The organism is Algoriphagus halophilus (genome assembly GCF_900129785.1).
GTDB lineage: Bacteria > Bacteroidota > Bacteroidia > Cytophagales > Cyclobacteriaceae > Algoriphagus > Algoriphagus halophilus.
Genome location: NZ_FSRC01000001.1, coordinates 940,455 through 964,715, shown reverse-complemented (window position 1 = coordinate 964,715; position 24,261 = coordinate 940,455). Strand labels below are relative to the sequence as shown.

The window sequence follows — 24,261 nt, the reverse complement described above, 5'->3', positions numbered from 1 at the left end:
TAAATTCATTTTATGAATTTAAAAAGAGTTGTTGTAACAGGTATTGGTGCCCTCACCCCAATAGGCAATACGGCAGAAGAATTCTGGACCGGATTGGTTAATGGGGTGAGCGGTGCTGCACCGATCACCAGATTCGACGCCTCTCTATTCAAAACTCAATTTGCCTGCGAAGTCAAAAATCTTGATCTCGAACAGTTCATTGACAGAAAAGAGGCCCGAAAGATGGATCCTTTCACACAGTACGCAATGATCTCTGTAGAAGAGGCCATGAATGATGCAGGTTTCGATTTAGATTCCATAGATAAATCTCGTGCTGGTGTAATTTGGGGTTCAGGGATCGGAGGATTAAAGACATTTCAAGATGAAGTGACGGATTTTGCCAAAGGTGATGGTACTCCCCGCTTCAATCCATTCTTTATTCCGAAGATGATTGCAGATATCAGCGCAGGATTTATTTCCATTAAATATGGTTTCAGAGGACCAAACTTTGTAACCGTATCTGCTTGTGCATCTGCAACAAATGCGCTTATTGATGCATTTAATTACATTCGATTAGGCAAAGCTGACATTTTTATCAGTGGAGGATCTGAAGCTGCGGTAACTGAAGCCGGAATCGGTGGGTTTAACGCAATGAAAGCACTTTCACAAAGAAATGACTCTCCTGAGACAGCATCCAGACCTTTTGACAAGGACAGAGATGGATTTGTATTAGGTGAAGGAGCTGGAGCCTTAATCTTAGAAGAATACGAACATGCCAAAGCAAGAGGGGCCAAAATCTACGCTGAGTTAGTAGGTGGAGGTATGTCTGCTGACGCATACCATATCACTGCTCCACATCCAGAAGGATTAGGTGCTAGTTCGGTTATGAAAATGGCCCTTGAAGATGCTGGCTTAGAGCCTGAAGCCATTGATTATATCAATGTGCATGGAACCTCTACTCCATTAGGTGATGTAGGTGAAACCAAAGCAATAGGAACTGTTTTTGGTGATCATGCTTACAAACTTAATATCAGCAGTACAAAATCTATGACAGGGCATTTGCTAGGTGCTGCAGGAGCTATTGAAGCAATCGCATCGATCCTTGCAATAAGAAATGGTATAGTTCCTCCTACGATCAATCACTTTACGGATGATGAGAGTTTTGATCCAGGATTGAATTTAACTTTCAATAAAGCCCAAAAGAGAGAAATAAATTACGCGTTGAGCAACACCTTTGGATTTGGCGGTCATAACTGTTCTGTCATTTTCAAAAAATATAATTGAACCGAATTTGAAAATCCTTCAGAGACTCGGAATCAACACTCTCTTCTTTAGCAAAAAAGATAAAAGGCTTGCTGCCTCCATCAAAGTGATGTTGGGCAGCAGGCCTTTTAACATTGCGCTGTATAAACTGGCCTTAACTCCTTCCGGACTGGCAGAAGAAACCCAAAAAGGATTCAAAATCTCCAATGAGAGACTTGAATATTTGGGCGATGCCATTTTAGGAGCAGTCGTAGCAGAATATTTATTCCAAAAATATCCCTACAGAGACGAAGGCTTTTTGACTGAAACACGTTCCAAACTTGTTAACCGAGAATCATTAAATTCTACCGGAATAAAAATTGGATTAAAAAAAGTACTCAATCTGGAAATTGGGGACCGCACGTTCATTGGAAATAAATCCCTCTACGGAGATGTTTTAGAAGCCCTCCTGGGTGCAGTTTTCTTGGACAAGGGTTATCATTTTACCAAGAAATTTATCCTAAAAAGGATTTTACTCCATTTTGACCTGGAGGGAATGATCGCTACAGTCACCAATTATAAAAGTAAAATCATCGAATGGTCCCAAAAAGAAAATAAGGCAATCGAATACAAGGTACTTCATGTACATGGGAACCAGCGATTCAAAGAATTCATCGTTGCACTAGAGGTGGATGGAGAAGAAGTAGCCCAAGGTAAAGGAAGTACCAAGAAAAAAGCAGAACAGGAAGCTTCAAAAAATGCTTGTGACTCGCTTAATATTACTTATTAGAAGTAAATTTCATTTTCAATTCTAATCTACCATGTCCCCCATAAAAATTGCTTCTGGTACCGTCAATCAAACCCCTTTGGATTGGAAAGGTAATCTGGACAGAATTATTCGTGCAGTAAAAGAAGCAAAATCTGAAAAAGCAGAAATTCTTTGCTTACCTGAATTGGCTATCACTGGCTATGGTAGTGAAGATTTGTTTTTAAGCTATTGGTTTCCCCAAAAAGCGCTAAAACAACTGGAATTATTAATCCCTGAATGTACCGATATCACCGTAGCAGTAGGTTTACCTATCCGAATTCAGGAGAACGTCTACAATTGTGTGGCGGTCATAGAAAATGCAATATTAAAGGGCTTTGTAGCCAAACAATACCTTGCCATTGACGGAGTACATTACGAATTCAGATGGTTCACTCCCTGGCAAGCAAATGAGGTGATTGATTTTGAGTTTCAAGGTGAAAATTACCCTCTAGGAGATCAGATTTTTGAGCATAAAGGAATAAAATATGGATTCGAAATCTGTGAAGATGCCTGGAGAGGAACTATGCGCCCAGGGTATAGATTAGCCGAAAGAAATGTTGATTTAATATTTAACCCAAGTGCCAGCCATTTTGCCATGGGTAAAACCCGTGAACGCTACCAATTAATTCAAGAGAGTAGCAAAATCTTTGACTGCTATTACTGTTATGCAAACCTGCTTGGAAATGAGGCAGGAAGAATGATTTTCGATGGTGAGATGATGTTGGGCAAATCAGGTGAAATCCTAGGTAGAAATCAACTCTTATCCTTTCAGGATTTTCAGGTAAAAAGTTTTTACCTAGAGCCCAAAAAACAGGACATCGCTCCCATTTTAGAAAAAGAAAAAGAATTTGTTCAAGCCGCTTCTCTTGCATTATTTGACTACCTCCGAAAAAGCAAAAGTAAAGGGTTTGTACTTTCTTTAAGTGGAGGAGCAGATTCATCTACCATTGCTATTCTGGTTTCTGAAATGGTCAAACGAGGGATACAGGATTTAGGTATCGTTCTTTTTTGCAACAAATTAAATTTACCACTTCCTCCAAAAGAGGAAAATGCCGACAAATTTTTGGTTGGTGAATTATTGACTACTGCATACCAAGGCACCAAAAACTCTTCGAATGATACCTTTCAAAGTGCCAAAACATTGGCAGAAAGCATTGGGGCAAAGTTTTACCATTGGAGCATCGACGAGGAGGTATTCTCCTATACCAAGAAAATAGAGGAAGCCATCGGAAGACCACTGACTTGGGAGCAGGATGATATCACTTTACAAAATATTCAAGCTAGATCTAGGTCCCCTATTATCTGGATGCTGGCAAATATTAAGAATTCACTGTTGCTTTCTACTTCCAACCGAAGTGAAGGTGATGTAGGGTATGCCACCATGGATGGGGATACCAGTGGAAGTATCTCTCCTATCGCAGCGGTTGACAAATATTTCATTTTGCATTGGCTCAATTGGGCTGAAAAAAACTTAAAACAGCCAGGTTTGCAGCTGGTCAATTCCCTTCAACCGACGGCCGAACTTAGGCCTTTGGAAAGAACACAGACGGATGAAAAAGATTTGATGCCCTATGCCGTCATTGTGGAAATAGAAAAATTGGCCATTCGGGACAAACGATCTCCAATGGACATTTTTTTAATACTTCATGAAGAACTTCAACTTGAAAGCAGCGTTTTGAAGGATTATATCAAAAAATTCTTTAGACTGTGGTCAAGAAACCAATGGAAAAGGGAACGTTTGGCTCCTTCTTTTCATTTGGACGAATTCAATGTGGACCCAAAAACCTGGTATCGTTTCCCAATTTTATCTGGAGGATTTGCCGAAGAACTTGAACAATTAGATCAACTTTAAATATGATTGAATCATTGCTGAATTATGTCGTTTGGGACCCGAACCCTGCTGTTTTCTCAGGATTTGAAAGGCTCAGATGGTACAGTTTATTATTTGCCTTAGGCTTTATTATATCTCAACAGTTTATGGTCTACTTTTTCAAGAAAGAAGGTCAAAATGAATTGTTGGTGGACAAGCTTACCATCTATATGGTGTTGGCAACCATCATTGGAGCTAGACTGGGACATGTCCTGTTTTATGAGCCAGAAAAATACCTCAGCAATCCCATTGAAATCCTTAAAGTTTGGGAAGGTGGCCTTGCCAGTCATGGCGCTGCTATTGCCATCTTATTTGCCCTTTGGTTATACGCCAAAAGGACTCCAGGTCAAAGTTACCTTTGGGTAGTTGACAGGATTGTTATTGTTACAGCCATGACTGGAGCATTGATTCGTTTTGGAAACTTGATGAACTCCGAAATCGGCGGTAAAGACACAGGAACGGATTATGGTTTTGTATATGCTTGGGATACCAAAGACATCATGGGGACCATGCGAGTTCCCATTGAATCCATCGAGGCCTATAAGCCTACAGATCGTGAATCTGAACTTCAAAATAATGGGATAGTCCCCGTTAATTTTGATATAGAAATCAATAAAGGAGGATATAGCCTAACAGATTTAGAATCCACTTTAAGAAGGGATTTAAAGTATGTTTTGACCCAATTTAAGTCCTCTCAAGAGTATTTAGCAGAACCCGAAGAAAGTCCACTGGACCTGACTATTTCTGATAAAGGAGAATATTATTTGGCGACAGTAAAAACCTATGGCAGAACAAAACATCCGACGCAGATTTACGAATCCATTTCCTACTTCCTCATCTTTTTGATTTTGTTGGGATTATGGAACAAGTATAAATCCAGGTTACCGGATGGACTTCTGCTAGGATTATTTCTGATTGCCGTATTTGGAATGCGCTTTGTTTGGGAATATTTCAAAGCAGTTCAGGTAGACTTCGAGGAAAATATGGCGCTAAATATGGGGCAAATCCTAAGTATACCTTTAGTAATTATAGGAATCATACTTGTAGTACGTGCCCTAAGTAATGGAATCAAACCTGAAAAAAATTAAGGAACAGGATCATGCCCGTGACCTCCCCAGGGATTACAACTTGCAATTCTCTTCAATCCAAGCCAACCTCCCTTGAAGATCCCGTATTTAAGAATTGCTTCTTTGGTATATTGACTACAAGTAGGGGTATAACGACAACTTGAAGGAAACAACGGAGATATTGTGTATTGGTATACCAAAACGGGAAATATGGCTATCTTTCGAATTAATAATCTGAACGTCATCTGAAAACTCAGTAGGATTTAATTACTAAACCAAAATTACTCAATCTGAATTCCCTCTTGCCCAATAAGATCATAAATTTCATTCCTGTAGTGCTAGTTACACTGATTCTAAGCTTCGGTTTAGGACCTGAAAGTGTCTATGCGCAGGTAGACACCTCATTTAGTCCGGCTAATACAGGAACTCCGGAAAAAGTGAAGGTGAACAATATCTTTATCATTGGGAATGAAAAAACCAAAAAGAGTATCATCCTTCGGGAGCTGGACTTCACCACAGACTATTACTACGATTGGGATACATTTATAGAAATTATCCAGGCAGATCAAAAAAAGATCTATAACCTTCGCTTATTTACCGAGGTGGAAATCACGCCACTTTTAACTGGAGAAGATGAAGCGGAAGTGGTCATCACTGTCAAAGAAAGGTGGTACATTCTTCCTTCCATTATTTTCCAGTTGGCAGACAGAAACTTTGCAGAATGGTGGACCAACCAAGGTAGAGATTTTTCCAGAGTAAACTTTGGAATGAGATTGAGCCATAATAATGTGGCCGGAAGAAATGAAAAATTGAAGTTTGCTGGCCAGTTAGGGTTTACAAAAGCATTGGATATTCAATACAGCAAACCTTATATAGACAAAAAACAAAAGCATGGATTGGCTGCTCAATTCACCTTTTACAACAATAAAACCCTTGCTATTAAATCTGAAAACAACCGACAGGTTTTTTATACCTCCCCAGAAGAAAATGTTTTAAGAAAAAATATTGCTGCCGCAATCAGGTATACCTACCGAAGGAGTTTTTACAATTTCCATTTTGTAACCCTCGCATTCAATCATACTTGGATAAACCCATCAGTTCTGGAAGAAAACCCCAATTACTTCCAGCATGGCTCCAATACCTTACGCTATTTATACCTGACTTATACATTCCGTCATGATCGAAGGGATAATGTAGCCTATGCTACAGATGGAGAATTACTTGTCCTTTCAGCTACGAAATATGGAGTCTTCTATACCAAAGAACTAGATGAGATAGAGGTAAATCTTACTGCCAATAAGTATTTCAAAATCAACGATAAATTCCATTTTAACACTGGATTAACAGCCAACTGGTTTCTTAGTGAAAACCAACCCTATACCTTGGTTAGAGGTATAGGATATAATCCAAACTTCATTAGAGGATATGAATTAAATGTCATAGAGGGCCAACAGTTGTATGTTCACAAAAACAGCTTTAGATGGAAGTTTTTTGACTATGATTTCGACATATCTAGAACTGTTCCTCTTGACCAATTCAGTACCATTCCGGTCAGGTTATACCTCAGTGCAAACTTTGACCATGGCTTTGTAAAAGATAGAAATGAAATTCCTGCTAATGCTCGACTGACTAACAAATACCTCTTTGGGTATGGACTCGGCATTGATTTAGTTGGTTTTTACGATGCGGTATTAAGGTTTGAATATTCCCTAAACAACACTGGGGGAGGCAACTTTTTCTTCAACTTTAAAACACCTTTCTAATAAAAAAATATTTAGTTCTCATTTCAAAGCAAATGAATTTTATTTAATTCATGGTTCATTTAAGTTTTTGAGAAAGGAAGAAGCTGTTTTTTGTTGCTTCGCTGTTTTTGTTTGTTCTACAGCTTTTCCTCAAACGGACCATTTGACCCAAGCCTATGGTGCCAGAAGTCAAGGCATGGGAAGCCTTCACGTTAATCTTCCTGACACTTGGTCCACTTTGAACAAAATTGGAGTGAGGTACCCGATATCCCATGCTCTTTGCTGAGGCTGCGGTCGAACCATAAGGACTTCTTGAAGGGTCTATGATCCTACAAGACCTCCAACATGGACAAGACATTGTAAAATCACTGCAAGAGGGGTATTATTTAACATAGAAATCCATTACAATAGACAGTATGCAAATGAGAACATCGTACGCTGGACATTTTCCATTCCTGCATTCTCTGGCCAGGGATGGCTACATTACAAACTTGGACCATACAAGTTCCACTCCCGAATATCTGCCTAATTAAGATTTGCCAGAACCGGTGATGTTGATCGTGAACACATCAGCTCTGGACTTCAAACTATTAATCTCTCTTATCAAACCGAGCGTACCTTTTTAAGTAGCTATAGGATACATCGATAATTTTCCATCAATGGTGCAATGTTGAGGCAGTTTTTTTAATAATTTGTCAACAAACCACTAATCCATGAGAAAAACACTTTATACAACTATCATTGTACTCCTAAGCACCCTATCGGTCTTTGCTCAAAATCTGGATCTGAGCAAATTCAATAAAATGGAGGGCTTTGTTGATTTCTATTTAGATGAGGAAAATGGAAAGATCTATTTGGAAATTGACGATTTAGAAAAGGAATTTCTATATGTCAGTTCACTTACTGCCGGAGTAGGATCCAACGATCTGGGCTTGGATCGAGGCCAACTTGGACAAACTCGAATTGTGGAATTCAGAAAGACAGGAAATAAAATCTTTTTGGTTCAAAAGAATTATGATTATCGAGCTTATTCAGAAAACCCTGCCGAAGTAAAATCCATCCGCGATGCCTTTGCGGAGTCCACTCTTTGGGGATTTGAGGTGGCACAGGAAAATGACGGTAGTTTCATTGTAGAAGCGACCAAATTCTACATGGAAGATACCCATGGTGTAGGAAGCAGACTATCCAGGAGCCGTCAAGGAACCTTCCGTACCGATGCAAGCAGATCTAGTTTATATTATCCTACCATCAAAAACTTCCCTAAAAACACGGAAGTAGAAGCGGTTATTACACTTACAGGACAAATTACAGGTAGAGAGCTAAGCTCGGTGACCCCTGGCTCAGATGCGGTAACAGTGCGTCAAAGACACTCATTTATAGAACTTCCTGATTTAGACTATCAAAAGCGTGAATTTGATCCAAGAGGTGGTTTTAATGCCATTTCCTATATGGACTTTACTACTCCAATCACTGAACCAATTGTAAAGCGATTTATCACCAGACATCGGTTAGAGAAAAAAGATCCAACTGCTGCTGTTTCAGAAGTGGTAGAGCCCATCGTTTATTATCTAGATCGAGGCACACCTGAGCCTGTTGCATCCGCTTTAATTGAAGGTGGAAATTATTGGGCACAGGCTTTTGAAGCAGCAGGTTTTAAAAACGCATATAGAGTTGAACTTGCTCCAGAAGGAATGGATCTTATGGACGTTCGATACAATGTAGTGCAGTGGGTTCATCGATCTACCAGAGGCTGGTCTTATGGTAGCAGCGTTAGAGACCCTCGAACTGGAGAGATCATCAAAGGTCATGTTTCTTTGGGATCTCTTCGTGTAAGACAGGATTACTTAATTGCTCAAGGACTAATCCAGCCATATGAAAATGGAACAGAGCCCGATCCAAAAATGCTGAAATTAGCATTGGACCGATTAAGACAACTCTCTGCCCATGAAATTGGTCATACCTTGGGAATATCCCATAGCTATGCAACATCTGCAGAAAACAGATCTTCTGTGATGGACTATCCTTATCCTGTAATCACTCAAAATGCCAATGGAGAATTAGATCTTTCTGTGGCTTATGATCAAAAAATTGGAGAATGGGATAAGTGGGCGATTAAATTTGGATATGGCACAGTTCCTCCAGGCATGACCGAAGAAGAATATTTAGAAAAAACCCTTCAGGACACCTATTCAGCAGGCTATGAGTTCATTACTGATTCGGATTCCAGAGACCCAAGTGGAGCTCATCCTCGATCCCACCTTTGGGATAACGGTGCTTCTTCTCCAGAAGAGTTGAAAAGAATGTTGGAATTGAGAGCAAATAAATTACAATCTTTTGGCTTAAATGCGATTCCTACTGGTACCCCAGAAGCAATGCTGGAGGAGGTGCTTGTACCGCTATACTTAATGCATCGGTATCAAGTGGAAGCTACCACCAAATTGGTAGGTGGCATGGATTACAACTACAAAGTGAAGGGAGACAATCAACCCAATCACAAATGGGTACCTGCCAAAGAGCAATTAGAAGCTCTTGATGCCTTGTTGTTGACTGTATCCCCAAGCCAATTGGCGGTTCCTTCACATATTCTTGCTTTGATTCCACCAAGACCTTATGGGTATGGAAGAACCAGAGAAACTTTTGTTTCAAGAACTGGACCTATTTTCGACCCAATTGCACCAGCCGAAACAGTGGTTGATCTAACTTTCTCCTTCCTGTTGGATGATGCTAGAATGAATAGAGTTTATCTTCAAAATCTACAAGACAACGGCTTACCTAGCTACCAGTCTGTATTGGATCAAGTTAGTTCTCAAGTATTCTCATCTACTATTCCTTCTGGATTGGAAACAGAAATCAAGTTGATGACTGAAACAAAATTGGTTGATCATATGATTGCTTTAGCCAAGAATGGAAATGCTTCCAATACGGTAAGAGCTATCACCAGAGCTCAGTTAGATGAGCTAGCCAACGGAAGTAACAAGCTTTCAGGAAGAGTAACTTCTGGACTGCTTTCCCAACATTCTGAGTACCTCACTGAAAAAATCAATGCATTTTTAGAACTACCAGTTGAATTAACTGTTCAGGAAACGTTAAAGGCTCCTGATGGTTCTCCAATTGGTTCCGATTCTATGTCTTGCGATTTTGATTATTAAAAGGATACGAATTAACTAATCCTTAAAAAGCAGCTTTAAATGTTAAGGCTGCTTTTTTCATTTTTGTGCCATCGGAATTGGTAGGTCATGTTTACCATCCCATTCCCCAAATTCCCTATTATAAAATCGCTAAGTGACTTTGTATGCGTCAAGAATTCGAATGGTTTGAGATAGAGCCATTTGAAATGAAATTGCGGGAAATTAAAGTGCAAAAAATATCACATCCCTATTGGATCGGAGAGAGCTTTACAGATCAAATTGGTAGATTAGAGGCTGAATTGAAAAAGTCAGGTCATTTGATGGTTCCTACCGAAATCCATCAGCTAAACCAAAAACTATAGTTTCTAAGTATATGCAAAACCCATTATTGGCTCAATTTGCCACTCCATTCGATACAGCTCCATTTACTAAAATTAAAACAGAAGATTATCTTCCTGCCATTAAAACAGCCATTGAGGAAGCCAAATTAGAGATTGAGGAGATCAAGAAGGCGGATCAACCCACGTTCGAAAACACGATAGAAGCATTGGATAGATCCGGTAAAAAGCTTGGTATTATCAGCTCTATATTTTTCAATTTAAATTCTGCAGAAACTAGCCCTGAATTACAAAAACTGGCTAGAGAGATCTCCCCTCTTTTAACACAGCATTCTAATGACATTTTGTTGGACCAGGTATTATTCCAAAAAGTAGCTTCAGTTTTTGATTCCAAATCAGCGCTAACCTTGACACCAGAGCAAAATATGCTTTTGGAAAAAACCTATAAATCTTTTGTGAGAAATGGCGCAAAATTAACGTCTGAAGAAGGTGAGATTCTGCGAAATATTGATCAAGAACTAGCTCAGTTAAGTCTGAAGTACGGTGAGAATGTGCTGGAAGAAACCAATAAGTTTGTTCATTTTGAAACAGAAGAAAGTGCCGTAGAAGGCCTGCCTGAAGGAATAAAAGAGGCGGCCGCCCAAATCGCTGAAGAAAAAAATAAGCCCGGCCAATGGGCATTCACCTTGGACTATCCAAGTTATATTCCTGCGATGACCTATGCGAAAAACAGGGAATTGAGAAAGCTTCTTTTCTTAGCATACAATACAAAATGCTCCAAAGGAGATGAATTGGACAATCAGCAAATCATCAAAGACATATTGATTCTGAAAGAAAAGAGGGCAAAGCTATTGGGATATGCAAATCATGCGGAATTTATTTTAGAAGAGCGCATGGCAAAAAGCCCTAAAGAAGTAATCAATTTTTTAGAATCGCTTCTGGAGAAAGCAAGGCCAAAAGCTGAGAAAGAAGTAGAAGAGTTGACCGCATTTGCCAAAAAACTAGACGGAATATCCGAATTACAAAAATGGGATTTCGCTTACTATTCTGAATTATTAAAAAAAGAGAAATACGCGATTGACGATGAATTACTAAAGCCTTATTTCCAACTGGAAAAAGTTGTCTCAGGTGTTTTCAAAACTGCAAACAAATTATTTGGAATAGATTTTAAACAGAATCCAGAAATTCCGGTTTATCATCCTGATGTGAAAGCCTATGAAGTAACAGATAGATCCGGGAAACATTTGGCAGTATATTATGCAGATTACTTTCCAAGACCCGGAAAGAGAAATGGTGCCTGGATGACCAGTTACCGTGGTCAAAGTATGCAAGGTGACATCAACAATAGGCCTCACGTCTCCATTGTCTGCAACTTTACAAAGCCTACCAAAACCAAACCTAGTTTACTAACCTTCAATGAAGTAACAACGCTTTTCCATGAATTTGGACATGCGCTTCACGGGATGCTTGCCAATACTACTTATGAATCTCTGTCCGGAACAAGTGTTTATTGGGATTTTGTGGAATTGCCTTCTCAGATTTTTGAAAACTGGTGTTACGAGAAAGAATGCCTTGACTTCTTTGCAGACCACTATGAAACAGGTGAAAAAATTCCATCGGACCTGATTGAAAAATTAAAAAAGGCAGCAAATTTTCAACAAGGTTATCAAACTGTTAGACAAATTAGCTTTGGATTGCTAGATATGGCATTCCATAGTGCTCCTGCATCTACAATTACCGATATTCCAGCCTTTGAACAAGAGGCCATGAAAAGGACTGACTTACTTCCTAAAGTACCTGAGACTTTAATGGCAACCTCGTTCTCTCATATTTTTCAAGGAGGATATTCAGCAGGTTACTACAGCTACAAATGGGCTGAGGTTTTAGATGCGGATGCATTTGATTTATTCTTGGAAAAAGGGGTTTTTGACGAGGTTACGGCGGCTTCTTTCCAAACGAATATTCTATCAGCAGGTGGAAGCGAACATCCATCTGTTCTCTATAAAAGGTTCAGAGGAAGAGAGCCTAAAACAGATGCTTTATTAAAGCGGGCTGGTTTAATAGAATCCTAATGATGATAGAATAAATATTATTGAAAATCTCCTATATTAAGTAGAGATTAGGAACAACTAAAGTCACATAAATGAAAGAGAAAGGTTTTATTTTACCCCCTTATTTAAAAGCCCTGTCAGTGCTGATTTTCATCATTGTGTTGGTCTTTTTTCTTATTGTTGGCAAAAGTCTCCTAGTCCCCTTATTTATGGGAGGTTTTTTCGCAGTCCTTTTTACTCCCTTGTCTAATTGGTTTGAAAAGAAAAAAATCCCAAGGACCGTTTCTAGTATATTATCCTTATTGGTTAATATCGCGATGGTCGTAGGTTTTTTATCATTTATTATCACCACGGTTTCTAATTTTACCAATGATTTTGACAATGTTTCTGAAAAGCTTTCCAATTATGCGAAAGAAATTGATGATTGGACTTATAGTAATTTTGGAATAGACGAAAACCTGGAAGAGAAAGCCAGTGATGATTACATTAAAACCTTATTACAACAACATGGTGCCAACATTACTGGATTTGCATTAAGAACTGTTGGCTCCCTTTCCGGCGCAATTCTTATTCCTGTTTTCATGTTTTTCTTTCTCCTTTACAGGGATCACCTGACAGAAGTGATGATCAGAATCTACCGGGATAAAGACCCTCAGTTGGTAAAAATGAGAATTACCAGCCTCAGGAAACTGCTTCAAAATTACATTATAGGCGTGGTAAAGGTGATGGGAATCTTGGCGATCCTAAATGTTTCTGCATTTAGTGCCCTTGGTATCAAGCATGCAATTTTCTTTGGGATAATAGCGGCATTTCTAAACATCATTCCTTATGTAGGTCCTTTTATTGGCGCATTGATGCCCATGATTTATTCATTTTTGACCAAGGATAGTCTTTTCTACCCTTTGGCAGTATTAGCTTCTTATCAAATAATACAGCTGATAGAGGGTAATTTCTTAACTCCAAAAATTGTGGGCGGAAATGTCAACTTGAATCCTTTCATCACGTTCTTAGGACTATTAATTGGTGGTTCCATTTGGGGGATTGCCGGAATGGTTTTGATTATTCCTACCTTAGCAATTCTAAGAGAAATATTTGAATTAAGCGACCAGACTAGCCCATTTGCCTTACTATTAGGTGAAGAAGAAGATCATGCAAAAATTGAGCGTAAAAAAGAGGATAGCGATTAAATCCATGGTGATGATTGCCTTTTTAGGGATTTATTCCTGCGACACCGTGGAGGATAAAAAAGGTAGGTTCCTGTTGAAAGGGAATGAGAAAATTGAAGAAAACGACCCTAAATCGGCGATCTCTTTCTACGAAGAAGCCATCAAGCTAGACAGCAATTACGTTGACGCTTATTTCAATAAAGCGATGGCTCATTTAAAAATCAATCAACTTGATTTGGCCATTCATGCATTGGATGATGCCCTAAAAATCGATCCTTCCAATTTTGAAGGTTATTTCCAAAGAGGCTTGGCATACTTGGACAATGGAGAGTTTTACAAGGCAAGAGAGGATGCAGAGAAACTCATCAGTTTAGATGATCAATCCTGGAAATCTTTTTTCTTATCTGGCCTGGTGGAAGAGAAATTGAACAATTATCCAAAAGCACTGGCCTCTTTCGAAAAAGCAGTAAGCTTAGACCCTACGAATTCTGATTTATTGGTCAATCAAGCAACCCTACTTTATTATGAGAATAAGTCTGCTGAAGCCATGGAAATCTTGGATCAAGCTGAATTAGTAAATCCAATGGAACCTAATCTTCACAATTTGAGATCCATGATCTATTTTGATGAAGGAGATTACGAAAATGCATTAAATGCAGTAGATAAAGCGATTGTAATCAATAATTCTCAAGCCTATTATTACAACAATAAAGGCCTATACTTGATGTATTTGGGGAAATTGGAAGAAGGTCTAGAGTTGGTCAACCAAAGTCTAAAAATGGATTCAAATAATCCATTTGCCCTAAGAAATAAAGGAATCTATTATGTAATGAAAGGGGATAAAGTCACTGCTATGCAGTTTTTGGCTGAGCTAAGTCAAAATTATCCAGACATGGATTTGGTAGCGGAATACATTCAAAAAGCTCAGGCACTATAACTCTCGCCGGAAACGACTTCTCTTATTTTCTTCAATAGCTCTGCTGCATCGATCGGTTTGGCTACAAACCCATCAAAGCCACAGTGATCTATCTTTTCCATGATCTCAAGCTTTGCGGCAGCAGTTAATGCAATTACAGGGATAGTAGAAAATGATTTGATGGCGGTGGTTGCATCGAACCCATCCATTACAGGCATTTGAATATCCATCAGTACACAATCATAGTCTTTCGACTTGACAGCATCCACGGCTTCCTGGCCATTCAAAACGCGTTCATAGGTGAAGCCCCACTTCTTTATAATTTTACCTAATACCAATGCATTTACATCATTATCCTCTGCCATCAACAGATTTAATACTTTGGGATCCTTCTGTACTTCTTTAGCAGAAACATGGGATAAAGGTTGATCTTCGGAAACCTCAAATTCTAATTCAAAAAAGAACCTACTTCCCTTACCTTCCTCGGATTCCAATTGGATCTTCCCTCCCATTAAACCCAATAATTTACGAGTAATAGAAAGCCCAAGACCGGTCCCTCCATACTTAGTGCTAAACGTAGGTTTCACCTGGTCAAAATCATTGAAAATCTTTTCTTGATTCTCTTTAGCAATTCCGATCCCACTATCCTTCACCTCAAAATAGATTCTTACTTTTTCTGAATCTTGACTTCTCAATAAAACAGAAACATCTACATCCCCTTCTTTTGTGAATTTCAGGGCATTTGTAATCAGGTTATTCAAAATTTGAGACAACCTGGTTTTATCCCCTTTCAACCATTTATCCAATCCTTCCGAGGTGTGCAGGTTTAAATTATTTTTGCTGTCTCGTGCATGGAAGGATAATCCCTTAATAATTTGATTGATCAGATTTTCGAAATGGAAAGGTGCTTTCTCAATGGTAAGTTTACCAGCTTCAATTTTCTGGAAATCCAGTAGATCATTGATCATGATAATCAAATTATCTACCGCAAAGTTTATGGTATTTAAAGCTGTTTTTTGGGAATCAGTAGGCTGCTCTTGGAGTAATGAGTAGGTGGAACCTGAAATGGCATTCAAAGGAGTTCTTAACTCATGACTAATCATGGACAAGAAATCAGATTTGATTTGACTGGCTTTTTCTGCAGTCTTCCTCGCTTCATCCAGTTTAGCTTCAAATTCCTTTTGATTACTGATATCGGTCAGATATCCATACCAAACCATATCACCGTTAGATAACAACTGGGGCCTGGCAGCTCCTAGCACCCAACGATATTCGTTGTTTTCAGAGTTGGTTTTGACCCTAAATTGGCATTGCCAAGGCTCTTGTTTACGTGCTGAGGCTACAGAACTCATGATCACCTGTGGCAAATCCATAGGATGTACTCTGGAAATGGCCGAAGAAATATCCTCAAAGTCTTTAATCTCCTCCGGATTCAGTCCAAGCACAGAACTGATTCCCTTGGAAAGGAATGAAAACTTCATTTTACCTTCCTTATCCAGCAACATCTGGTACAATCCACCAGGAACTTGCTCTGTTAAGTTCATCAAGAAGTTACTGCTTTCCTCTAGGTTTTTCTCTAGTGTTACTTTCTCGGAAATATTTCTAAAAGAAAGACTAATCAAACTTTTTTCGGAAGTCAAAACCACTTTAGAAGCCACTTCTAATGTCAATTGCTTCCCCTGCCCATTGATCAACAAGGAAGAGAATCGTTGGGTATGTTTGGTATTATCTTCTGTTTGGATCCAATCTTTCCAAAGTTCTGGATCATCAAACAAAACTCCTAGGTCAGACAGATGGGTAATATCCTTATCCATACCAAAAAGTCGATTGACTTCTGCATTTGCTAAGTATACTTCTCCATCTGGATAGACGACCATCGCTGGCTCAGGAGATTCCATCAAAAGTTGCTCCAGCGTCTTTGTACGATTTGCTTGTTGAATTATTTCAAAATCGTCCCATAAAACACCTGCAAATTGGTCATTATCGTCACTTACTTGTATTCCTTTAAGTTGAATATGCTTCCCTTCTAGACTTTTGATTGGTAATTCACATTCCAGTTCTCCTTGTACAGGCTCCTGTTGATCAAAGACAGCACTCCAAACGGACTTGAATTCCTGTATGGGTTCATGGAGGTCTATTCTATTCAAGTCAATAACTTGAGGAAAGCCTAATAAGTTGGAGGCTATTAAATCCAGATGAATGATTCGAGTACTCTTGTTATATCTCCAAGAGCCTGATGGAGCCATGGTTGGAGAAGCTATTTTCAATTTCTCGATTTGACTTAATACTTCTCCCTCTTTTACTCTTTCAGAAATATCCCGGCCTATAATAAAAAATCTGTCCGGCGTAAACTGGACAGAACATTCAATACTTTTATAAAGGCCCTGCTTACTCTTTACCCTAACTTCAAAGAAAGCATTCCCTTCCTGACCAGCGTTTTCTTTCCAAGTAGACTTGACAAGATCCAAATCTTGAGGATGGATCAAATTGCATAAACTGGTATTTAACAATCCTTCCACCTCATACCCTAATACTGGTAATACAGATCCATTCACATAAGTAAAGTAATCATGTTGACCGATTGCAATGATATCAAGGTTGGATTTAAAAAACTGTTGCGCTTCTTGGTTATTCGGCAATCCGTGTGTCTTTACCTCTTTTCCTTTGTAGAAAAGAAAATAGTTAGAACCATTCTCATGTGGAAGTTCTAACCGGAAGCTATAATCTTTACCTCCATGGGAAAGAATCAGTTCTTCTTTAAAGATATAGGCATTGATGTCCAAACCAAGACCAGCAAGGGTCTTCTCTTGGAGTGACTCTCCAATTAGCGTTTCAAATGATTCATTCGCATAGAAAATACTATAGGGAAATGTATCATCAGCAAGAAACACCATTTCCGAAGATTCGTAAATGATTTTTTTAAAGGTGCTATTAATACCTCTTTCTTGCATTGAATAATTTATCGCTTTTTGGGTGTATGCCTTTTTTTTCAAAGCTGAGACTTTTACAGTCTTATCTGTCGTAAACATACATCAATTTGCATTTCATAACAAATAAATCGTCTTATAAATACATTTTTTTGCATAAAAAATTTTGATTTCAGAATCTGAAACCAAAATTCAAGGATAAATGGAAATAATTTAGTTTAAATAGAAAGGGAACAAGCAAAAACTAATTTCATAAGAAATATTGAGCACAAAAAAACCGCAACATGATATGTTGCGGTTTCGGATTTTTAGAAGTTCTCTTACTTAGCTTTTGCCTTAATCAAGTTTAATGCAGAACCTGCCTTGAACCAATCAATCTGAGCATCATTATAACTATGGTTTGCAACAATAATGTCTTTTGAACCATCAGCATGAACAAACTCAAGGGTCAATGGCTTTTCTGGAGCAAATTGATCCAAGTCTAAGAAGTTGATGGTATCATCTTCCTGAACTTTATCATAATCTGATTCATTTGCAAAAGTCAAGGCAAGCATACCTTGCTTCTTCAAATTGGTTTCATGAATTCTCGCAAAAGATTTCACCAAAACTGCTTTCACCCCTAGGTGTCTTGGTTCCATGGCCGCATGCTCTCTAGAAGATCCTTCGCCATAATTGTGATCCCCAACCACGATGGTTGGAACACCAGCTGCTTTGTAAGCTCTTTGAGTAGCAGGTACAGGACCATATTCTCCTGTCAATTGGTTTTTTACAGAATTGGTTGCCTCATTGAATGCATTGACAGCACCGATCAAGCAATTGTCTGAAATATTATCTAAGTGACCTCTGAAACGCAACCAAGGACCAGCCATAGAAATATGGTCGGTAGTACATTTTCCGAAAGCTTTGATCAACAATTTGGCACCAGTGATATTCTTTCCATCCCATGGAGCAAATGGTTCCAACAATTGTAGACGATTGGAATCAGGCTTCACCACTACTTCAACCCCACTTCCATCTTCTGCTGGAGCCTGGTATCCATTATCTTCAACTGCAAAACCCTTTTCTGGAAGTTCATCACCTTTTGGTGGATCCAATTTCACCTCTACCCCGTCAGCATTGACCAGTGTATCTGTAAGTGGGTTAAAACCTAAGTCACCAGAAATAGCAATTGCAGCCACCATTTCAGGGGAAGTCACAAATGCATGGGTATTAGGATTACCATCCGCACGTTTTGAGAAGTTTCTGTTAAAAGAGTGAACAATGGTGTTCTTCTCTTTTTTATCTGCACCTGCTCTAGCCCATTGTCCAATACAAGGTCCACAAGCATTTGTGAAGATCGTGGCATCTAAATCAGTAAAAATCTTCAATAGTCCATCACGGTCTGCTGTAAATCTTACTTGTTCAGAACCTGGGTTAATTCCAAATTCAGCTTTGGTTTTCAATTTTTTATCTACCGCCTGTTGAGCGATGGAAGAAGCTCTTGACAAATCTTCATAGGAAGAGTTGGTACAAGAACCGATTAAACCCCACTCTACTTTTGTTGGCCATCCGTTCTTTTCCGCTTCTGCACGGATTTGAGAAACTGGAGTTGCTCTATCTGGAGTAAATGGACCATTGATATGTGGCTCCAAAGTGGAAAGATCAATTTCAATAACTTGATCAAAGTATTTCTCCGGGTGGGTATAAACCTCTTCGTCTCCAGTCAAATGTTCTTTTACCGCATTCGCTAATTCAGCTACATCTGCACGATCCGTAGCTTTCAAGTAACGCTCCATAGACTCATCATAACCAAAAGTGGAAGTAGTTGCTCCAATCTCAGCACCCATGTTACAAATGGTACCTTTACCAGTAGCAGAAAGTGATTTTGCACCTTCTCCGAAGTATTCTACGATGCAACCGGTTCCTCCTTTTACAGTCAAGATTCCAGCTACTTTCAAGATTACATCTTTGGCAGAAGTCCAGCCATTCATTTTTCCAGTCAACTTCACACCAATCAGTTTAGGGAATTTCAACTCCCAAGCCATGCCAGCCATCACATCCACTGCATCAGCACCACCAACACCTATCGCAACCATTCCAAGGCCACCTGCATTTACAGTATGTGAATCTGTTCCAATCATCATTCCTCCTGGGAATGCATAATTTTCCAATACCACTTGGTGAATAATACCTGCTCCTGGCTTCCAGAACCCTATTCCATATTTATTGGAAACTGACTCCAAAAAGTTAAACACCTCACCACTGGCTGTAAGAGAGCTCTTCAAATCAGCTTTCGCTCCATTTTGCGCCAAGATCAGGTGATCACAGTGTGCAGTAGAAGGAACTGCCACTTTTTCTTTTCCAGCTTGCATAAACTGCAATAGCGCCATTTGGGCAGTTGCATCTTGCATGGCAACTCTATCAGGAGCGAAATCTACATACGACTTCCCTCTTTCAAAGCTTTGTGTAGCATCTCCTTCCCAAAGGTGAGCATAAAGTATTTTCTCAGCTAAAGTAAGTGGCTTTCCCACCACCTTCCTGGCAGCTGCGATACGCTCAGGATACTTCGCATACACTGCCTTGATCATTTCTATATCAAATGCCATTTGTAAAGGTATTTTATGTTGTATTAAAAGGTTCTGTTTTATCGAAGGCAAATATAGAAATATAGCCCAATAATCGGTAGCCACAGACAAGCTGTAGACAGGGGTTTATCCTAATTTAAAACCATTATAAACCTTATTGATTCAATTAATGAATAATATAAAGGACAACAGTCAGATAAATAGTTCCAACCAAGCATAGTAAAAAGCAATATTTAAACATCTCCTTTGGCTTAACTCCCGTGATAGCCAACAATGGCAGGGCCCAAAACGGCTGAAGTAAATTCGTGAGTTGATCTCCATAAGAAAAGGCCAAAATCAACTTTTCATAAGAGACTCCAAGGGCTTTTCCTGCTTCCATGAGCACCGGCCCTTGAACCGCCCATTGCCCACCTCCTGATGGAATCAACGCATTCACTAATCCGGCCGAAAAAAAAGTGAACACAGGAAGATTGGCTGAGCTAGAAAAATCAACAATTTGATTTGAGAACTGAACCAATAAGCCTGATTGGGTCATTAGCCCTAATATCCCCGCATAAAACGGGAATTGAATAAAAATATCCGCTGAAACTTTTAATCCGGAGGCCACTGCTTTGGTAAATTGTTTGAATGATTTATATACCAACATGGTCAATCCAAAAAGGAAAAAATTCACCAAGTTTAAGTTGATGGAGGAATTTTCTGGATTAGAACTTAAAAAATAATTGATCCCCAAAACCAATAACATTACTCCTCCTAAAACACCACCGAGTTGATACGTTTTCCCCGGTTTGATGGGTATCATGGGCTTAGGCTTGGTTTTCCCAAGGCTTGCCGTAAAAAATTGATCACAAACCAATAACACTCCAAGGAATACGATGATCAATCCTGCGGTAACCCCTATGTTGTAAATGCTTAACACCGTTTGATCCATTCCAATTACCCCAATTTGATCCACTAAAAAATGGGTTGGCTCAGCTACTTTCAGCGGGGCAGATCCAGAAAGTCCCCCATGCCAAACTGCCATTCCCAAATATCCTGCGGAGGCCAATAATGCAGTATTGGATTTCAATCCTTTTTCAGCTAATCCAACAGACATATAGCGAGCCAACAAAGCTCCTATAATCAAACCAAAGCCCCAGTTAAATAAACCTGCTAACATGGTGATCAGACCAGTACTAAAAACAGCTTGAGTAGAATTTGTAGGAATAGAAGCAATTGCTTTTAAAAATCTATTCACTGGTTCAACAATGGCCAAGGCATATCCAAAGACCAAGATCATCATCATTTGAACTGTAAAACCTAGCAGGCCAAAAAATCCAGATTGCCAATAATCTAGTGCAGAATATAGTTTTTCTCCAAACGTCTGATTCGATTCCCCTTCTGAAATTACTACCCAACTAAAACAAAATATTGTCAGTCCAATAACCAAAACAAAGGGAGTTGGAAAAATATGTCGCTTATTAGGTTGATTCAATTTTAAGATTGTTTTTTTAGTTTAAATTTAAAACTTAATATTATCTATTAATCACCACCAAAACCCAAAAAACCGCTGACAGGTATTCCAGTGGACTCACAAGATGGAACTTGTACTAAATCCATTTTCGATTACCCTTCTTTTCTCAGGGGCTCTAGTAGGAATGCTATCCACATTTATAGCAATTAAACTAGGGGATTCTACAAGGTGGATCGCTCTGACCATGCTTTCTGTTTCCATTTGGGGATTATTTTATGGGCTGGAATTATCGAGCAATACACAAGAAGCAATGCTATTGTTCATAAAATTCGAATACCTAGGAATTTTATCAACCCCTGCTTTCTGGCTGATTTTCTGTATGAAATATACAGGAATGCGATCCAAATTTTTAAAACTAATCTACTTTTTAATTGGAGCTATTCCAGCAGTTTCTTACTTGATATTACTAACCAATGACTTCCATCATCTACATTATGCACAAACCGCAGTTAATGACCAAGGCCCTTTTCCTGTCCTAGAGATTACTATTGGGCCTTGGTATTTGGTGAACATTTTTTATTCCTACGCCACATTTGTAATAGGATTGATCATACTTTGGACACGATTTCAAAATGCTGATCCTCTTTACAAAACTCAGACAAAATTCATTTTTGTAGCTGGTATAGTTCCAATTATTATTAACCTTTTTTACCAGCTGGACATCATTCGGGTTTATTCAGAAATTGATTTGACCCCATATGCATTCTTGTTCACGTATTTGATTTTAGCTTTTGCAATCATTCGATTCAACTTATTTAGTATCAAACCTATTGCAAAAGAAAGAATTATCGAAACCATTACACGAGGGGTGTTAGTTATCGATTCCAGTTTGAACATAGTGGATTTCAACCCTGCACTTAAAGCATTTTATAAAAACCCAGAGTCTATAAAGACAGGAGAAAATCTCAAACTGATTTTAAAAGATTATCAGGTTGTTCTTGATTTAATTCAATCGAATGAAGCCAAAACCATTGAGGTTCAAGATGAAACTTTTGATGAAAGGAAAGTGATAAGGATTGAATGCATCCCCATTTTGGAAAGAAAGTCATCTTTAAGTGGATCCGTTTTACTCTTTGAGGACATTAGTGAAGAAGTATTAACAAAAGAAAAGTTGCAGACACAGGCAAAGGAATTACGGCAGCTAAACGACCTCAAAGACAAATACTTCAGCATCATTTCCCATGATCTTAAAGGCCCAATTTTTGGAGTTAAAGAGCTAATTCACCTCACCCAAAGTGGGGTAATTTCTCAGGAAGAGTTTATGACCATGATGCCGGAAATTTCAAAAAACATGGAGAATGTGGCGATACTCCTTGAAAACCTCTTGGCATGGACCAGTTCTCAAATCCGCGGTGAATTCTTGCAATTATCTGATTTTAATGTTCTTCCAGTTTTGGTTCAGCAAAAAAATCTATTGGAAAGAATTGCTCAGGAAAAAGAACTTGAATTCACCTTGGAAGGAGAATCAGAAGCTTGGGTGCTGGCCGACAAAAACATGATTGAACTGGTAATTCGAAATCTGCTCAACAATGCGGTGAAGTTTTCAGGCCTTCATGGAATCATAAAGATGTCCACTAAAATCGAAGATCAACACGTCTCTATCTGTATCGAGGATAATGGATCAGGAATATCTGAAGAAAACCTTACTAAACTTCGAAACGGGATCTCTTTCACAACCAAAGGTCAACACAATGAATCAGGTACTGGGTTGGGACTTATTTTAGTGAATGAATACATTTCCAAAAACCATGGCTCTTTGGATGTTCAGTCAGAATTAGGAAAAGGCACCACGTTTTGCATTCAACTCCCTATTGGAACAAAACCTTCCTAATTTAATCCGATTAAAAACTCCATGGTATCCACCTCATCAGCATAATCCCAAGGTTCAGGTTGCTGGGCGCAACCAAAAAAAACTCCACCACCCCAATAAGAAGAATCTGCGACAATACACTGAATTTTTTCTTTTATAGATTCCAATTTTTTCAACAGGTCATTTTTGGAATCATAGATCTCATAATAAAGGACCGAAATAGGTGATACAAGCTCTTTAGATTCTTTAAGAATCAGAAAACCATTATCTAAATGAGGTTCATTATTGACCAGGTAGATGGATTTATTGTACTCATAATTATTGTGATACTTATGATGATTCGCGATGGAAGCATATCCTTCTAAAGCATCCAATAAATCCTCGAGTTGTTCTTTAGATTTCACAAAAATCTTAGAAACATTCCTACATCCCAGTCCAAAATATTTAAAAATATCTTTCCCCAAATTCTTCAAATCCTCAGGAGTCTCTTCTCCAGAAAGAATCGCGATCGAAGTTCGGTTTTGTCTGATAATACTAGGGTATTTTCCAAAGTAATAATTAAAATACCTTGCTGAATTATCACTTCCAGTTGCGATATAAGCATCTTTTCCTTTGAGCATTTCCTCTACCGAAATGAAGGACTTGAATTCCGGCTCAATCTGAATAAGTTGATTAATCACCCAATTCATCAATATGGTATCCGAGGAACTTAATTTAACACAAGCCTTATTCCCTGAAATCAATACGGTCATCAAATCATGAAAACCTACTAACGGAATATTTCCAGCCATCAGAACTCCTACTGATTTTGGTTCCACCTCTTCTTTTATCTCATATTCACCAAGCCATTTTTTCAGCTTATCTTCTTGAAGCATGAATACTATTCCTTCCAGGGAGGAAGAAACTGATTCTTGAGTAAACCAATTATTCCCATTTTGGGATCTCCAGTATAGCTCCTCTTTCGCCTCTTCATCCAAATTCTGAATGGTTCGTCCTAATTTGATAAATGCTTCTATTCTCTTGGATAAAATCATAAGGGTATTTTAAAACTGCGAATTTACCGATTTTAGGAGGAAGGAGCAGGAAAGAATGAATATAAATTCCATACCATATCATTTTTTTATTGTCTCTTCAAGTCAG

At 38.7% G+C, this 24,261-nt stretch carries 16 protein-coding genes; 11 read left to right on the top strand and 5 right to left on the bottom strand.

Annotated elements, in window-relative coordinates:
* Positions 1-12 precede the first annotated feature (12 nt).
* From fabF to BUR11_RS04005, 4 genes are read left to right on the top strand one after another with little or no spacing between them, the layout of a single operon-like run.
* On the top strand, positions 13-1,263 hold the full coding sequence (gene fabF / locus BUR11_RS04020) for a beta-ketoacyl-ACP synthase II (RefSeq protein WP_074223522.1): 1,251 nt from the start codon (positions 13-15) through the stop codon (positions 1,261-1,263).
* A 7-nt stretch (positions 1,264-1,270) separates the two neighbouring features.
* Positions 1,271-2,011, top strand: coding sequence for a ribonuclease III (rnc, locus tag BUR11_RS04015; RefSeq protein ID WP_074223521.1), 741 nt, complete (start codon positions 1,271-1,273; stop codon positions 2,009-2,011).
* 31 nt (positions 2,012-2,042) lie between these two features.
* Positions 2,043-3,881 carry an NAD(+) synthase gene (gene nadE, locus BUR11_RS04010; protein WP_074223520.1) on the top strand — a complete coding sequence of 613 codons (1,839 nt, stop codon included), beginning with the start codon at positions 2,043-2,045 and terminating at the stop codon, positions 3,879-3,881.
* A gap of 2 nt (positions 3,882-3,883) precedes the next feature.
* Positions 3,884-4,987 carry a prolipoprotein diacylglyceryl transferase gene (locus BUR11_RS04005; RefSeq protein WP_074223519.1) on the top strand — a complete coding sequence of 368 codons (1,104 nt, stop codon included), beginning with the start codon at positions 3,884-3,886 and terminating at the stop codon, positions 4,985-4,987.
* Here BUR11_RS04005 and yidD read toward each other — a convergent pair.
* A complete protein-coding gene (gene yidD / locus BUR11_RS04000) occupies positions 4,984-5,211 on the bottom strand; it encodes a membrane protein insertion efficiency factor YidD (RefSeq protein WP_074223518.1) in 228 nt (75 codons plus the stop codon). The two genes, BUR11_RS04005 and yidD, sit on opposite strands and share 4 nt — an antisense overlap.
* Positions 5,212-5,268: 57 nt before the next feature.
* Here yidD and BUR11_RS03995 point away from each other — a divergent pair, with 57 nt between their 5' ends.
* The 6 genes from BUR11_RS03995 (at position 5,269) to BUR11_RS03965 (ending at position 14,328) form a co-directional block, all read left to right on the top strand.
* Entirely contained in the window at positions 5,269-6,729 is a 1,461-nt protein-coding gene (locus BUR11_RS03995) for a POTRA domain-containing protein (RefSeq protein WP_234982084.1), read from the top strand.
* A gap of 692 nt (positions 6,730-7,421) precedes the next feature.
* Positions 7,422-9,857: a zinc-dependent metalloprotease gene (locus BUR11_RS03985; RefSeq protein ID WP_074223516.1), complete on the top strand. Its 2,436-nt coding sequence runs from the start codon at positions 7,422-7,424 to the stop codon at positions 9,855-9,857.
* 143 nt (positions 9,858-10,000) lie between these two features.
* On the top strand, positions 10,001-10,198 hold the full coding sequence (locus tag BUR11_RS03980) for a hypothetical protein (RefSeq protein ID WP_074223515.1): 198 nt from the start codon (positions 10,001-10,003) through the stop codon (positions 10,196-10,198).
* 11 nt (positions 10,199-10,209) lie between these two features.
* The gene (locus BUR11_RS03975; protein ID WP_074223514.1) at positions 10,210-12,246 is read left to right on the top strand and encodes a M3 family metallopeptidase; all 2,037 of its coding nucleotides are present in this window, start codon (positions 10,210-10,212) and stop codon (positions 12,244-12,246) included.
* A gap of 71 nt (positions 12,247-12,317) precedes the next feature.
* The gene (locus tag BUR11_RS03970) at positions 12,318-13,412 is read left to right on the top strand and encodes an AI-2E family transporter (protein ID WP_074223513.1); all 1,095 of its coding nucleotides are present in this window, start codon (positions 12,318-12,320) and stop codon (positions 13,410-13,412) included.
* Positions 13,375-14,328 (top strand): tetratricopeptide repeat protein, encoded by a 954-nt coding sequence (locus BUR11_RS03965; RefSeq protein ID WP_074223512.1) that lies wholly within the window; start codon positions 13,375-13,377, stop codon positions 14,326-14,328. The genes BUR11_RS03970 and BUR11_RS03965 overlap by 38 nt, the downstream gene beginning before the upstream one ends.
* Here the strand turns inward: BUR11_RS03965 and BUR11_RS03960 are convergent.
* The 3 genes from BUR11_RS03960 to BUR11_RS03950 all read right to left on the bottom strand — a co-directional run bounded on the left by BUR11_RS03960 (position 14,316) and on the right by BUR11_RS03950 (position 21,272).
* The gene (locus BUR11_RS03960) at positions 14,316-17,336 is read right to left on the bottom strand and encodes a PAS domain-containing hybrid sensor histidine kinase/response regulator (RefSeq protein ID WP_234982082.1); all 3,021 of its coding nucleotides are present in this window, start codon (positions 17,334-17,336) and stop codon (positions 14,316-14,318) included. The genes BUR11_RS03965 and BUR11_RS03960 overlap by 13 nt on opposite strands.
* 218 nt (positions 17,337-17,554) lie before the next feature.
* Entirely contained in the window at positions 17,555-19,819 is a 2,265-nt protein-coding gene (locus BUR11_RS03955; RefSeq protein ID WP_074223511.1) for an aconitate hydratase, read from the bottom strand.
* Between the two features lie 145 nt (positions 19,820-19,964).
* Positions 19,965-21,272 (bottom strand): TIGR00366 family protein, encoded by a 1,308-nt coding sequence (locus BUR11_RS03950; protein WP_084560855.1) that lies wholly within the window; start codon positions 21,270-21,272, stop codon positions 19,965-19,967.
* A gap of 103 nt (positions 21,273-21,375) precedes the next feature.
* Between BUR11_RS03950 and BUR11_RS03945 the strand changes: the two genes are divergently transcribed.
* On the top strand, positions 21,376-23,142 hold the full coding sequence (locus tag BUR11_RS03945) for a sensor histidine kinase (RefSeq protein ID WP_074223509.1): 1,767 nt from the start codon (positions 21,376-21,378) through the stop codon (positions 23,140-23,142).
* On the opposite strand, the gene BUR11_RS03940 is transcribed toward BUR11_RS03945, so the two are convergent.
* Positions 23,139-24,155 (bottom strand): acyl-CoA reductase, encoded by a 1,017-nt coding sequence (locus tag BUR11_RS03940; protein WP_074223508.1) that lies wholly within the window; start codon positions 24,153-24,155, stop codon positions 23,139-23,141. The genes BUR11_RS03945 and BUR11_RS03940 overlap by 4 nt on opposite strands.
* Positions 24,156-24,261: the final 106 nt, after the last annotated feature.

Bases quoted from the DNA above. Each gene is read 5' to 3' on its own strand.
- fabF (WP_074223522.1), top strand. From the start codon at position 13: ATGAATTTAAAAAGAGTTGTTGTAACAGGTATTGGTGCCCTCACCCCA.
- nadE (WP_074223520.1), top strand. From the start codon at position 2,043: ATGTCCCCCATAAAAATTGCTTCTGGTACCGTCAATCAAACCCCTTTG.
- BUR11_RS04005 (WP_074223519.1), top strand. From the start codon at position 3,884: ATGATTGAATCATTGCTGAATTATGTCGTTTGGGACCCGAACCCTGCT.
- yidD (WP_074223518.1), bottom strand. From the start codon at position 5,211: ATGACGTTCAGATTATTAATTCGAAAGATAGCCATATTTCCCGTTTTG.
- BUR11_RS03985 (WP_074223516.1), top strand. From the start codon at position 7,422: ATGAGAAAAACACTTTATACAACTATCATTGTACTCCTAAGCACCCTA.
- BUR11_RS03980 (WP_074223515.1), top strand. From the start codon at position 10,001: ATGCGTCAAGAATTCGAATGGTTTGAGATAGAGCCATTTGAAATGAAA.
- BUR11_RS03975 (WP_074223514.1), top strand. From the start codon at position 10,210: ATGCAAAACCCATTATTGGCTCAATTTGCCACTCCATTCGATACAGCT.
- BUR11_RS03970 (WP_074223513.1), top strand. From the start codon at position 12,318: ATGAAAGAGAAAGGTTTTATTTTACCCCCTTATTTAAAAGCCCTGTCA.
- BUR11_RS03965 (WP_074223512.1), top strand. From the start codon at position 13,375: ATGCAAAAATTGAGCGTAAAAAAGAGGATAGCGATTAAATCCATGGTG.
- BUR11_RS03960 (WP_234982082.1), bottom strand. From the start codon at position 17,336: ATGTTTACGACAGATAAGACTGTAAAAGTCTCAGCTTTGAAAAAAAAG.
- BUR11_RS03955 (WP_074223511.1), bottom strand. From the start codon at position 19,819: ATGGCATTTGATATAGAAATGATCAAGGCAGTGTATGCGAAGTATCCT.
- BUR11_RS03945 (WP_074223509.1), top strand. From the start codon at position 21,376: ATGGAACTTGTACTAAATCCATTTTCGATTACCCTTCTTTTCTCAGGG.
- BUR11_RS03940 (WP_074223508.1), bottom strand. From the start codon at position 24,155: ATGATTTTATCCAAGAGAATAGAAGCATTTATCAAATTAGGACGAACC.